Source organism: Microcella sp. (assembly GCF_019739195.1).
Lineage (GTDB): Bacteria > Actinomycetota > Actinomycetes > Actinomycetales > Microbacteriaceae > Microcella.
This window is the reverse complement of the sequence record NZ_JAHHDS010000003.1, coordinates 2,333,682-2,346,606: the sequence shown is the minus strand read 5'-3', so window position 1 is coordinate 2,346,606 and position 12,925 is coordinate 2,333,682. Positions and strand designations below refer to the sequence as shown.

At 68.6% G+C, this 12,925-nt stretch carries 9 protein-coding genes; 3 read left to right on the top strand and 6 right to left on the bottom strand.

All coding sequences use genetic code 11. The annotated features are described in order from the left end of the window. Positions 1 to 3: 3 nt before the first annotated feature. Entirely contained in the window at positions 4 to 2,838 is a 2,835-nt protein-coding gene (locus KL788_RS13015) for a CDP-glycerol glycerophosphotransferase family protein (protein WP_293172519.1), read from the top strand. Between the two features lie 39 nt (positions 2,839 to 2,877). On the opposite strand, the gene KL788_RS13010 is transcribed toward KL788_RS13015, so the two are convergent. The 4 genes from KL788_RS13010 to KL788_RS12995 all read right to left on the bottom strand — a co-directional run bounded on the left by KL788_RS13010 (position 2,878) and on the right by KL788_RS12995 (position 6,787). Then, on the bottom strand, positions 2,878 to 3,927 hold the full coding sequence (locus KL788_RS13010) for a glycosyltransferase (RefSeq protein ID WP_293172516.1): 1,050 nt from the start codon (positions 3,925 to 3,927) through the stop codon (positions 2,878 to 2,880). Positions 3,928 to 3,970: 43 nt separating this feature from the next. Continuing rightward, positions 3,971 to 5,341 carry a S1C family serine protease gene (locus tag KL788_RS13005; RefSeq protein ID WP_293172513.1) on the bottom strand — a complete coding sequence of 457 codons (1,371 nt, stop codon included), beginning with the start codon at positions 5,339 to 5,341 and terminating at the stop codon, positions 3,971 to 3,973. A gap of 97 nt (positions 5,342 to 5,438) precedes the next feature. Continuing rightward, positions 5,439 to 6,140, bottom strand: a complete 702-nt coding sequence (locus tag KL788_RS13000) for a hypothetical protein (RefSeq protein ID WP_293172510.1) — start codon at positions 6,138 to 6,140, stop codon at positions 5,439 to 5,441. A gap of 83 nt (positions 6,141 to 6,223) precedes the next feature. Continuing rightward, positions 6,224 to 6,787: a hypothetical protein gene (locus tag KL788_RS12995; protein WP_293172507.1), complete on the bottom strand. Its 564-nt coding sequence runs from the start codon at positions 6,785 to 6,787 to the stop codon at positions 6,224 to 6,226. Between the two features lie 153 nt (positions 6,788 to 6,940). On the opposite strand from KL788_RS12995, the gene KL788_RS12990 reads away from it, so the two are divergent. Continuing rightward, the gene (locus KL788_RS12990; protein ID WP_293172504.1) at positions 6,941 to 7,588 is read left to right on the top strand and encodes a TetR/AcrR family transcriptional regulator; all 648 of its coding nucleotides are present in this window, start codon (positions 6,941 to 6,943) and stop codon (positions 7,586 to 7,588) included. Here the strand turns inward: KL788_RS12990 and KL788_RS12985 are convergent. Further along, on the bottom strand, positions 7,585 to 8,037 hold the full coding sequence (locus KL788_RS12985) for a hypothetical protein (protein WP_293172501.1): 453 nt from the start codon (positions 8,035 to 8,037) through the stop codon (positions 7,585 to 7,587). The genes KL788_RS12990 and KL788_RS12985 overlap by 4 nt on opposite strands. A 309-nt stretch (positions 8,038 to 8,346) precedes the next feature. Between KL788_RS12985 and KL788_RS12980 the strand changes: the two genes are divergently transcribed. Beyond that, positions 8,347 to 10,602, top strand: coding sequence for a glycosyltransferase family 2 protein (locus KL788_RS12980; protein ID WP_293172498.1), 2,256 nt, complete (start codon positions 8,347 to 8,349; stop codon positions 10,600 to 10,602). On the opposite strand, the gene KL788_RS12975 is transcribed toward KL788_RS12980, so the two are convergent. Then, positions 10,589 to 12,925 carry a putative bifunctional diguanylate cyclase/phosphodiesterase gene (locus KL788_RS12975; RefSeq protein ID WP_293172495.1) on the bottom strand — a complete coding sequence of 779 codons (2,337 nt, stop codon included), beginning with the start codon at positions 12,923 to 12,925 and terminating at the stop codon, positions 10,589 to 10,591. The two genes, KL788_RS12980 and KL788_RS12975, sit on opposite strands and share 14 nt — an antisense overlap.

The following is a 12,925-nucleotide window of genomic DNA, read 5'->3' as shown; positions in this document are numbered from 1 at the left end:
GCGATGGCCCGCTTCACGTTCAGCGCCGGCAACGCGCGCGTACTCGCTCGCGCCCCGCTCTATGCGCTCGGGGCGCTCGTTGCCGTGCTCGTGCCGCGCAGCCCCCGCCGCTGGGTGTTCGCGTCGGGCATCGGGTTGGGCGAGGGCGCGCTCGCGCTGCACGACCACGCACGCGAGGTCGACCCCGCGCGGCACCTGACGTGGCTCGCCTCGAGTGACGCCGAGCTCGCCGAGGCGCGGGCGCGCGGCATGCGGGCTCTGCCCAAGCGCGGGCCGCGTGGCCTGTGGGCGACGCTGCGCGCGAGCGTCGTGGTCGTGACGCACGGGTTCGGCGACGTCAACCGCTTCGGCACGAGCGGGGCCCGCGTCGTGCAGCTCTGGCATGGCATCCCGCTCAAGCGCCTTCACCTCGACACGGGAGCCACGCTGCGATTGCCCCTCATCGGTTCGCTGCCGGGGGTCGGCCGCCTCATGACGGGGCTCTACCGGCGGGCGGCGGCGCAGATCGCGCTGTTCCCGGTGGCGTCTGAGCTCGTGGCGGCGCGCATCCGCTCGGCGTTCGCCCTGCCCGCGTCGCGCGTGATCGTCACCGGAGACCCGCGCGACGACGTGCTGCTCGCGGGCACGCCCGCGGCGCGGCGCGACACGGCACGCGAGCTCGTCTCGGCCTCGCTCGTCGCGGCAGGCAATACGGCCCTGCCCGACGACGGACCGGTCGCCCTCTACGCCCCCACCTGGCGCGATGGGGCGGTGGATGCAGCGATCCCGTCCGCAGACGAGTGGCGGTCGATCGCCGCTTGGGCAGACCGCACGGGGTCGACGCTGCTGATTCGCTCGCACCCGCTCGGCGCGGGCTCGTATGCGGAGGGCGCCGCGGGCTCCCCGCGCATCCGGCTGCTCGGCCGCGATGTGCTCACCGACGTGACCCCGGCGCTACCAGCGCTCGATGTGCTCGTCACCGACTACAGCTCGATCGCCTTCGACGCCTCCATCGCCGGGGTGCCGAGCGTCTTCTTCGCTCCTGACCTGGCGACCTATCTTGCAACCCGCGGGCTGTACCAGCCCTACCGCGAGTTCGCCGGCGGCGAGCCCACGACGACGTGGGCCGAAACACTGCAGCGGCTCGACGCTGTGCTCGACGGCCCGGCCCGCGAGGCCGCGCTCTCGCACGCCGCGTGGCTGCGCGACGAGGTCGTCGACCATCTCGACGGTCGAGCGACTGAGCGCGTGCACGCTGCCGTGCTGCACCTGCTCGGCGAACCCGCGCCCTCCGCTGACCCGTCTGCCCGCGCTGTCATCAGTTCGCGTCGCATCGTCGTGGAGGAAGCGAAGGTGAGTGACGACAGCGCGGGGGTCAGCAGTGTGCGCGTCGCGGGCCGCGCAGAGGGCACACTGTTGAGGCTCGCGCTCGTCGGTGCACGCAGCACGATCGCCGGTGAGATCGACCAGCAGGGCGACTCGTACACGGCAACGTTTTCGCTCGTCGGCGAGCGGTGGGGCAGCGGCCGCCTTGCGCCGCCGAGCGGCGACTACCGGCTCGAAACCCGGTTCGAGGGTGCCGTGCACGCGACGGCCCGCGCGGTCGTGACGGCGGCACCGGCCCTCGAGGTGCGCGGCGACCTGATGCGCGTCGAGCTGCGAGCCGACGCCGGAACCCTCGTGCTGCGCGTCGCGGCCCCGCTCGCCGATGACGAGCGCGGAGCATCCGCCCAGAAGCGCCTCGAGAAGCAGTACCGCGCGCGCGCCGCGAATGCGCAGAACGCGGTGTTCTTCGAGAGCTTCTACAGCCAGACCGTGGCGTGCAACCCGCTCGCGATCGACCGCGAGCTCGCCCGCGTGCGGCCCGACGTGACGCGGTACTGGTCGGTCGTCGACCGCTCGATCGCGGTGCCCGAGGGGGCGATCGCGATCGTCGAGGGCTCAACCGAGTGGTGGCGCGTGCGTGCGGACGCCCGGCTGCTGGTCGTCAATGACTGGCTACGCAAACGGTGGATGCCCCGCCCCCACCAGACCGTGCTGCAGACGTGGCACGGCACGATGCTCAAGCGTCTCGCGCTCGACCGTGATGGCGTGGGCCTGCGCACGCGCATTGCCGTGCGGCGCGAGAGCAGCCGCTGGAACGTGCTTCTGGCGCAGAACGACTACGCCGCCGAAATTTTGCAGCGCGCCTACGCTTTTCGCGGTCCGGTCTGGGTCGAGGGCTACCCGCGCAACGACATGCTCGTCGGCACCGACCCCACAGTGCGCGCAGCGGTGCGCGCCCGCCTCGGCTTGCGCCCCGACCAGCGCGCGGTGCTCTACGCCCCGACCTGGCGCGATGACGCGACCGAGATCGTCGACTACCTCGACCTGCCGAGCCTGCCTGCAGCTCTCGCCGAGCTGCCCGGCGAGCACGTCGTGCTCGTGCGCGGCCACAGCCGTACCCTGCGTCACGGCCGCAACCTCGACGCCCCCGGGCTCATCGACGTCACGACCTACCCCGACATGGCCGACCTGCTGCTCGCGGCCGACATCGTCATCACCGACTACAGCTCGCTCATGTTCGACATCACCGCGACCGACATTCCGCTGGTGCTCTTCGCGCCCGACCGCGCGCACTACGAGCGCGAGCTGCGAGGCTTCTACTTCGACCTGCTTGACGAGGCGCCCGTGACGGTCACCGAGAGCCGTGAGGCACTTCTGCGCGAGCTCGCGCGGCTGGCCGAGGCGGGCGGCGAGGGCGCAACATCCGCTGCTCTGCTCGCCTGGCGGCAGCGCTTCAACAGCCTCGATGACGCACACGCGGCCGAACGCGTGGTCGCCCGCATTCTCGAGAGCGGGATGCTCGCACCGGGTTGAGCCGACCCGCTACGACCCTGCCCGCCGCGACCAAGCCCGCTACGACTCGATGCGCGAGCGGTCGACGGCGTCACGTGCGCCGAGCAGCACTCCGCGCAGAAAGCCGGCGCCCCAGCTGAAGTGCATGACGGCGATCACCCGCGCGAACGTCGCCCGGTCGGCGAGCGCCTCGCCGCTCGACCGCACGAACAGCAGCGAGATCAGCAGCGCCGCGTAGAGCACCGGCCCGAGGTAGACCACCGACAGCAGCCAGGCCGCGAGCCCCGTGATGACGCCGGTCAGCTCGAGCACGAGCAGCACGAGGCTCAGGGCGCTCGCGAGCACGAGCGCAGGCGGCGCGAAGTAGCGCAACGAGTTGCGGCCGCCGAGACGCCGCACGAGCTCGCCGCGCCAAATGCCCGTCGCCGTGAACTGACGTGCGAGCTTGCCCCAGGTGTCGCGCGGCCAGTAGGTGACACGCAGCGCAGGGTCGAGCCAGACCAGGTGGCCGGCTTCGCGCAGGCGCAGGTTGAGCTCCCAGTCTTCTCCGCGGTTGAGGCCCTCGTCGTAGAGGCCGACTGCCAGCAGGTGCTCGCGCCGCATGATGCCGAGATACGCGCTCTCGGCGGGGCCTTCGGATGCTCCTCCGTGGTACGCGCCGCCCCCGAGCCCGAGCCTGCTGTTGTAGGCGCGCGCCACCGCCGACTGCAGTCGCCCGCGGCCGGTCGCGACCATGAGGCCGCCGACGCTCGCGGCGCGGGTGCGCTGCAGGGTCGCCACCCCGAGGGTGGTGTAGTCGGCGGTCAGCTCGGTGTGAGCATCCACCCGAACGATCACATCGTGAGTCGCAGCGCGGATGCCCAGATTGAGGCTCAGCGGAATCGACAGGGCGTCATTCGTCACGACGCGGATGCGGGGGTCGGCCTCGGCCCGCGCGGTGACGAGCTCAGTCGTGCCGTCGGTCGAGGGGCCGAGCACCACGACGAGTTCACGCTCTCCCTCGTACTGCTGCGCGAGCACGCTGTCGATGGCATCGTCGATGTAGGCGGACTCGTTGTACACGGGCATGACGTAGCTGACGCCGGGGAGCGTCGCTGCGGGCGGGGCCATACCTCCCGAGGCTAGTGCCTCGCCCGCAGCGACGGAGCAGGTGTTACCGCAGTTCGCCGAGGGTCACGGTGACCTCTTGCGCGTTGCCGCCGCGCACGTAGGTGAGGGTCGTGCTGTCGCCGCCGGCCAGCACCCGCACCTGCGCGGTGAGGTCGACGCTGCCGCCGATCGGCACCCCGTTGAACACCGTGATGACGTCGCCCGAGCGCAGGCCGACGACATCAGCCGCGCCACCCGGCGTGACGGAGTCGATGAGTGCCCCGACGACCGTGCTCTCGGCGTCGTTGATCGAGTCGGTGACGGTCGCGCCGAGCAGACCGTGGCTGGCGGTGCCATCGGCGATGAGCTCGTCGGCGACGCGCTGCGCGAAGTTCGACGGAATCGAGAAGCCCACGCCGATGCTGCCGGCCTGGCCGTTGCCGCCGCCGGCGGTGGCGAGAGCCACGACGATGCCGATGAGCTGACCCTGGTCGTTGAGCAGGGCTCCGCCCGAGTTGCCGGGGTTGATCGCAGCATCGGTCTGGATCACCGGCAGTGAGATCGTCGCCTGCGGGGCCTGCGGCGACGCGGGCTCGTCGTCACCGGGGGTGTCGAAGTTCCAGAAGTCGAACGGTGCGTCGACGTCGTTCTCGGGCAACGGCTGCTCGAGCGACTGCTCGGGCACGGCCGATGACCGCACGGTGATCGAGCGGTTGAGGGCCGACACGATGCCGTTGGTCACGGTGCCCGTGAGGCCGAGCGGCGAGCCGATGACGATCGCCCGGTCGCCGACGTTGAGCGCGTCAGAGTCGGCAAACTCGATGACGGGCAGGTTCTCGGCGCCTTCGAGCTTGACGACGGCGAGGTCGGCGAGCGGGTCAGAGCCGACGAGCTCGGCGTCGAAGATGCGGCCGTCGGCGAGCGAGACGCGAATGCTCGGCGTGATGGTGGCGCCCTCGAGCGTGGCGACGTGGTTGTTGGTGAGCACGTAGCCGTCTTCGCTCAAGATGACGCCCGAGCCACCGCCGGCCGTGCCGCCGCCGGCGACGCTCAAGCTCACGACGGAGGGCATGGCGGTAGCCACAACGCCGGTGACGAGCGTGGCGTCGTCGGGGTCGTTGACGGTGATCGCGGTCGGACCTTGCGGAGTGTTGACGACGGCGGTCTGCGTGCCGGCGAGCACGGCGGCCGTCACCCCACCTCCGGCGACGCCGCCGATGAGGGCACCGACGGCGAGCATGGCGACGAGCGGGCCGACCGCCATGGGCGAACGGGTCGAGGTCTCGGTGGTCGGGGCGGTGTGCGCGGGCGCCTGTGTCGTCGGGGGCTCTGCTGCGGGCATCACGGGCGCAGCCGTGTCGCTCGGGGTGCGCTCGACCTCGGGCCGCTGCGCCTCGCCGCTCGTGTCGGGCGTGTTGTCGGGCGTCGTGGTCATGGGGAGGGCTCCTTTCGCCGGTGTCAGCGTCCTCCGCAAACCTGTGCATTCTATTTGCCCTGCCTGAACGCCTCCCGCCGCTTCCCTCAGTCGCTCCTCAGCAGCCGGGCCCGGCGGGCGGCTGCGCGCAGTGGCGGTCGACGAGCACGGTGACGGCGTCGCCGGCGGTGGCGACGAGCCGGTTGGCGGGTAGCACGATCGTGCCGCTCAAGGGCACCCAGCCGCCGCCCGCGAACCGGTATTCGGCGGTGTATTCGACGTCGAGATCGATGAAGTATGTGCCGGATGCTCGATACACGTGACTCGTCGCCGTCGGGTCGAACTCGCTCAGGCCCTGCGCCTGCCACGAGGCGCCTTTGGTCGTGAGTCGTGCGGTGCTGCCGTCGCCGTAGCTCCACCGGTAAGCGACCGGGGTGAACCGTACGTCGGCAGGTGCGCCGAGTAGCGAGCCCGCGACGACATGGCGCTCGATGAGCGCGTAGAAGTTGGTGTCGAGCCCGACCACCATCCAGCCGTCGGGCTGCATGCGCTGCGTCGCCGGCTGGGGGCGGAAGTGCGCGATGTCGCTGAGCGTTATCGGCGGGATACCCGGCGCCAGCTCTTCTCCCGGCTTGTCTTGCCCGTCGCCGTAGCAGAGCCCGGCGAAGACTTCTTCGCATGGTCGCGGCGGCTCTGCGCTGCCGCCGGAGCCGCCCGAGCCGCCCCCAGTCCCACCCGGTGAGCCCGGCGTCGTCTGATTGCCAGACAGGGTCGCCCCGCCGCCGCCGACCTCACCGCCGACCTGCGGGCAGCCGACCACAGCCGATGTCTCTGTGCACGTTCCTGACTGCAGTAGCCCGGTGCCCGCCAAGGTTGTGCTGAGAACCGCGACCGTCCAGAAAGTTACTCCTCGCATATCGAACCCTCAGGCCAGGACTCGCTGCGAGCCACCGCGAAGCTCGGGGTGACCCTCCCGGCAGCCCAAATTTCGACTTCCAGAGGGACCAGCTCCTGTCGTTCTGCTGGCGTTCGGTCCGTACCCGACTGGTCTACAACGCGAACTGACGACACATCGATACAGGCGTAAATGATGATGGTCGCGTCGGAAGGCGTCTCGGAGACGTATTGCTGAAGGGAAGCAGATCGTAGCCCGATAACGCCTTCAGTTCGCAAACCCTCCGCATGTAAGGCGTCAATAGAAGCGACCACTTCGTCGAAGTAGCGCACGTCAGCCATTCGCAGAAGTTCGCTTCTGTCGAAGTTCGGATCCGCAGAGGCTGCGCTTGATAGGACCAGGTACTCCTCGTACGCCGCAGTGGCCGCGGCGAGCGCCTCTTCGTCTGAGGCGAAGAGCGGGGCGACCTCCGAACTCGGCTCCGATTCAGGCAGGCGCGTGGCCTGAGTGCAGGCGGCGATCGGCACGACGAGGGCGATGGCGAGGCCGACGAGGGCGGGGCGTCTCAGCATGGCGCCCACGGTAGAGCGCGAGCGAGCATCCCGAGCGGTCTCTCCACATCGCCGCCCCCCAACTGGGGTGCACAGACTCGTCTATCGGCACCTTATGCTCAGTGTCAGAGCTCGACCACCACCCGTACACCGAACTCTTGGGACATCTCCACCATGTCGCAATCCAGCCTTGATCTCGTTGACTCCGTGCTCGACGCCGCCGCCGACCTCATCACGAACGACGGCTACGGCGCGGTGACGCTCGCCTCAATCGCCTCGCGCGCGGGCCTCAGCATCGACGAGGTCACTGAGACCTTCCCGACCGCGAACGACGCGATGGTCGCGATGCTCAACCGCGAGTTTCAGGGCATGTACGGCAACATCGTCGAGAACATCGAGCGCGACCCACGAGGCGGGCTGCTGTCGCGCATGTACACCTACATTCTCAGCTCGGTCTACGAGCGTCCGCTCGCGAAGACGCTCTTCGTCATCGACCGCGAGGCGCTCAACTCGATCATGCGCAACGCGCACAGCTTCGTCTACGTGCCCAACGTGGGCATTCGCAGCGAGCTCATCGAGGGTCTGCAGGCGGCTGGCATGGTGCGCTCTGATGTGGATGCCCGCATCATCTCGAGCGTGCTCTCAGCCTGCTCGGCCGGAATGGCCCTGACGGCGCCGCACGACGACCTCGACCTCATCATCGACGGTCTCTCGACGCTCATCTCGCGCGGCGTCGACGCCGACGTCGACGACACCTCGCCCGGCAAGGCCGTGTTCTTCGACTGGGCGACGAGCCTGGTTGCCCGCTCGAAAGACGACTAAGCGGCGGCGCTCAGGCTCTCGCCGCGCGCGTCGGCATCGACGATCACCACGAGTGCGCCGACGATGAAGTCTTCGTCGGTCAAGACGTCGCGGATGGGGTGCAGCTCGATCGAGCGCATGGCGACTCGAGCTCGCCCGCCCTGCCACGGCCACACGGCCTGAGCGCGACCATTGAGCACGTGGCGCCATGCTTGCTCGATCGACTCGGCAGCGGCACCACCGGCGATCTTCGCGAGCGGAGCGCCGATGAGGCCCGAGGCACCCAGGTCGTCGGCACGGCAATCGATCAGTCGACCCGACCGGTCGACGAGAAACCAGTCGCTGCCGTTGTCGAGAACGCGCTCGAGCAGACCGTTGAGCACTGCGCCGAAACGTAGCACGAGAGCGTCGACCGACGTCGAGTTGCCTGCGCTGACCCAGTCAAGTGCGGTGGTGTTGGCGGTGATCACGTTGTTCTCCTCATAGGCGCGGTGCTCGATGGTGGCCGGTCATCGAGTGACCGGCCACCATCGGCGCACGCTCCGCGCTTGGGGGGGGATAGAGCGGCCGGACGGCCATGAAGGCCATCCGCAGTGCGTGCCGGGTCAAGCCTGACCGACCCGTCTTGGTGCCGCAAATAGAGGGCAGCGCCCATTGACGCATTGCGACAGTGATTCACGACCGGCACGAACGTTCGAATTCTCACCGGGGCAAAATCATGACGGCTCTTCACGCTCCGCCCTCTGGGCGGGGTCTCCCGTCGCAGAAACGAGCAGTACATGATCCCCCGAGCTACAACGGTCAGCGGCCCCTACGCTCCTATCCCCTCGACTTTCGCACGCACGTCGATCCGCGCGGGCAGTTGGTTTCAGGTCCGACCCCGGCGCGCCCGCACACTCGCTGCTATCGCGGTGCTGGTGGGGGCGAGCTATCTGATCTGGCGAGTCGTAGCCACCTCGACGGGGGTAAACCCGTGGCTCTTCTGGCCACTCTTCGCCGCCGAGCTCTTCGGTTATCTGAGCTTCGTCATCATGGTCATCGAGACGTGGAGCCTGCCACCGACACCCCGACCACCCGCTCTCGACCTTGCCGTCGACATCGTGATCGTCACCTACGACGAAGACGTCGACGTCGTCGAGCCCACGGTCATCGGGGCGCTCGCCGTGCGCGGTCGCACGAGCCTCTACCTCTGCGACGACGGTCGGCGACCCGAGATGCGCGCTCTCGCCGAGCACTACGGCGTCACCTATGTCACGCGCAGCGACAATGCGCACGCGAAGGCCGGCAACATCAACGCGGTGCTCCCGCGCCTCACCGGCGACCTGCTGCTGGTGCTCGACGCCGACCATGTCGCGGCTCCCGACCTGCTCGAGGCGATGACCGGGTACTTCGACGACGACCAGGTGGCCCTCGTGCAGTCGGCGCACTCATTTCGCAATCACAACTCGGTCATGCACCACGAGTCGGGTCGTCACGAGCAGTCGTTGTTCTTCGACGTGCTGCTGCCTGGGCGCAATCGCCTGGGGTCGGTGTTCTGGTGCGGCTCGGCGGCGGTGATCAGGCTCAGCGCTCTTCGCGACGTCGGAGGCATCGCGACCGTGACCTCGACTGAAGACTTCGAGACCTCATTGCTGCTTCAGCGAGCCGGCTATCGCATCCGCTACCACAATGAGCACCTCATTCAAGGGCTCGCACCCGACAACCTCGCGTCGTACACGGTGCAGCGGGCCCGGTGGGCAGAAGGAACCCTCTCCGCGTTCCACTGGCGCCTGCGCATGCCCTTCGGTCGCGGGCTTCGATTCTCGCAGCAGGTCTCGTACGTCGGCACGCTGCTGCACTATCTGACCCCTGTGCAGCGGCTGGTGTTCGCAGGCTATGTGGTGGCCGTCGGCGTCTTCGCCCTCATTCCCGTCGCCATGCCGGGCCCGGCTGGCGTCGCGTTCTGGGCGTTCTGGATGCTCATCTCGGCCTTCAGCGCCACCGCACTGCATCGTGGGGTCAGCGGTCGAGTAGAGGGCATCCGCACCCTGCACCTCACCTTCGAGGCGCACCTGCGCGCGCTACCTGCTCTCGTCACGCGCAGGCCCATGCGCTTTCACGTCACGCCCAAGAACGAACCCGATCTCGGGGGCTGGGCATCCGTTCGCTTTGTGCGACTGCCGATCGTCATGGCGGGGGCACTGGCCGCCGTTCTGCTTGCTCGCGCCGCAGACACGGTCATGCGCAGCCTCGGTGCCGACGCAGCTCTGCCGCCCCTCGAGCTCGGTGCGTTCGCGGTCATCAGCTTCTTCAGCGTGCTCGACATCACTGTCGCGCTGCAGCTGGCCGTGCGAGCGCATCGACGTCGACAGTATCGGCGGCTGTGGCGGTTTCCGGTCGTGTTGAGCGCGCGCACCGCCTCGACAACGGTGCAGTGTGTCGACCTTCATCAGTCGGGAGCGGCGCTCGTCGTGCCCCGCGACCTGGTCGAGCTGGCCAGCACCCTCCCCTTCTCGGTGAAGTGCCGAACCCTGGGGGGCTCGATCGAGGCGGCCACGGGAGTGCTCACGATCACGTCGCGCAGCGCGATCGGGCCGTCGGGCGCGATGACACGTGTCGGAGGGTCGGTCAGGTGGAACGACAGCGCGTCACGCACTCGGGTGATCACGCACTGCTACGTGGTCGAGCCCTACCGTGCGCGCAACCGTGCATGGACTCGAGCTGCAGCGCGTGTGCCGGTCATGATCACGGCGAGCCTCGGCGAGACGACGTCGACCTGCGTCGACGTGAGCATCGGCGGGGCGGCCTTCATCACCACTGAGCCGGCGTGGAATCTGCATGACCGCTTGCCGGTCGAGTTGCAGCTGTCGAGCGGTGAACGCGTCACGGGCGAGTTTCGCGTGCGCAACATCGTGCCGTCGAACGCTGGGCTCACGCGCATCGGCGGCACGGCAGAGTGGCACCAGACGGCGTGGCTCGCCCGCTACGGAGCAGTCGTGCACACGCCGAGCCGACCCGCTCGGCGCCAGCGCTCGGCGCAGCTCACGTCGCCGTGATGCGCACCGCGTCATGCTCATCGAGCCACGAAGCGAACTCGGCGATCGGCATCGGCCGTGCATAGTGCCAGCCTTGGCCGAAGTCGACCCCCAGCTCGCGCAGGTCGTGCGCTACCGCAGCCGTCTCAATGCCCTCGGCCGTCACCGCGAGCTGGAGCGTCGTCGCGATCGACAGAATGTCGCCAATCAGTGAGAGCTGCTGCTGGTCGAGGCGAGGCGAAGGCAAGAATGAGCGATCGATCTTGAGAATGTCGAGAGGCAGCGAGCTCGCCTGCGACAAGCTCGAATAACCCGTGCCGAAGTCGTCGAGGGCGATGCGCACACCTTGGTCGCGCAAGGTCTCGAGCTGGCCGATGGCCACGTCGCCGACGAGCAGCGCATGTTCGGTGACCTCGAGCACGACACAGCGTGCCGGCACTCCGCTGCGCTCGGCCGCGGTGAGGATGTAGTCGGCCAGCGTCGGAATCGCCAACTGTGCCGCGTCGAGATTGATCGACAAATAGGTGTCGTCGAGCCGGCCGCGCGCGATTGCGCGCTGCACCCCCCACGCATCGAGCGATTGCTCAATGATCTGCCATCCGAGGTCGACCGTCAGGCCGGCTCGAGCGACCGCGGGCAAGAAGTCGTTCGGGCCGACGACGCCCACGCCTGGCCGGTTCCACCGCACGAGCGCCTCGCACGCGGCGATCGCACCCGTCTCGAGCGCGACGATGGGCTGGTAGTGCATGACGAATTCGCCCGAGTGCAGTGCCGAGCGCAGCGCCGACTCTTCGCGCATGACGCCCATGAGATGCCCATCGTGCTCTTTCGTGAAGTACCGTACAGTGCGGCGAGGCGCGTCGCTCTGCGCCGCCGCTAACGCAGTTGCCGCCTGCTGAATCAGAGTCTCGGCTCCGTCGTGGCCCGAAGAAGAGATCACTGCTCCGACGGTGACGGCGATGGCGACCGACTGGCCCGAGACCGTGGTCGTGATCGACACGGCATCGGAAATGCTGTCGATCGCTGCACGGGCCGCCGACTCGCTGACGAACGACCCCACCAGGGCGAACTCATCTGCCGAGAGACGCAGCACACGGTGCGAAGAGCCGCAGTGCGACTGCAACCGCTGGGCAACCTCGATGAGCAGCTGGTCGCCCTCGGCGTGCCCGAACGAGCTGTTGAAGTCGGCAAAGCGATTGATGTCGACGAGGGCCAGCGCGACGACAGTCTCGCGGCGTCGACGAGCGCGCGCAGTCGCATCCGTGACGCTGCTGGGCAGCAGTTCGCGAGTGGGTAGGCCCGTGAGCGGGTCGTGCTGGCGCTCGATCTCGAAGCGGCGCTGATCGAGGTCGCGAATCTCTGCCAGCGCAACACTCTCGTTCGCCCGCTCGAGCGCTGCAGAGACGTCGTCGTCATCAACCTCGAGGTCGACGGGGTCGTCGCCCACGCCCACCGGCGCATGGTCAGCGACGACGAATCGCACGCCGCCACGCGCGTGCTCGATCACGTCGAGCGGCACGGTGGGCAAGAGCCGACCGAGATCGGCTCGAGCGGTCGTGAGGATCTCAGACAGTGGCAGACCACTCGCGATGGCGTCGCTCCAGGTGCGGGCGAGCCCATCGAGCTCGTGCCGCAGCGCCAGACTGCGGCGCGCCGAGTCGAGTCGGCGTGTCTCGGCCGTCAACCGCTGCGAGGCCTGCAGGTACGACTGCCGCAGGTCTACTGAGAGCCACACCGCGAGCAGCACGCCCATGAGCACGATGACCCCCGCCATGATCGCCTGCAGCTGCTCTACCGAGGCACGACGTTCGATCGCGGCGACAGAGTTGTCGCGCGTAATCTGCTGGAATACCGCGCTGAGTTCACGCGACTGCGTCGCGAAGTTGTCAACCGTGGCTGCGATGGCGCGGCGCTCGACGAGGCGCTCAGCCAGAGCATCATTCTGCAGTGAACGGATGACGGCGTCGAGATCGAGCAGGCTGTCTCGGTAATCGGGGCCGGTGAGCTCGAACGTAGTCGAGCCCGACTCGGTCACCACCTGCAGGCGCTGCCCCAGACCTGCTCGAGCGATCTGCACTTCGCGCACGGTCGCGTCGTCGCGCGCCCATGAGTCGATGGCGACGATGACCCCGAAAGATTCTCGCTGCACGAGCGTCATGGCTGTGCCATCGCCCTCCTGGCTGAAGATGCCCTCGAGCTCGCTCTCGTGCGCCGCGACCGAGAACACCGATGACACGAGCAGCGCGCCGACAGCGGTCAGCAGCCCGGCGATCAGCATCCATTGTCCGCCTCGCAGTGAGAGCAAGCCCTGCCAGGTGCGCGGTTCAGTCCCCCCCGGGGTCAT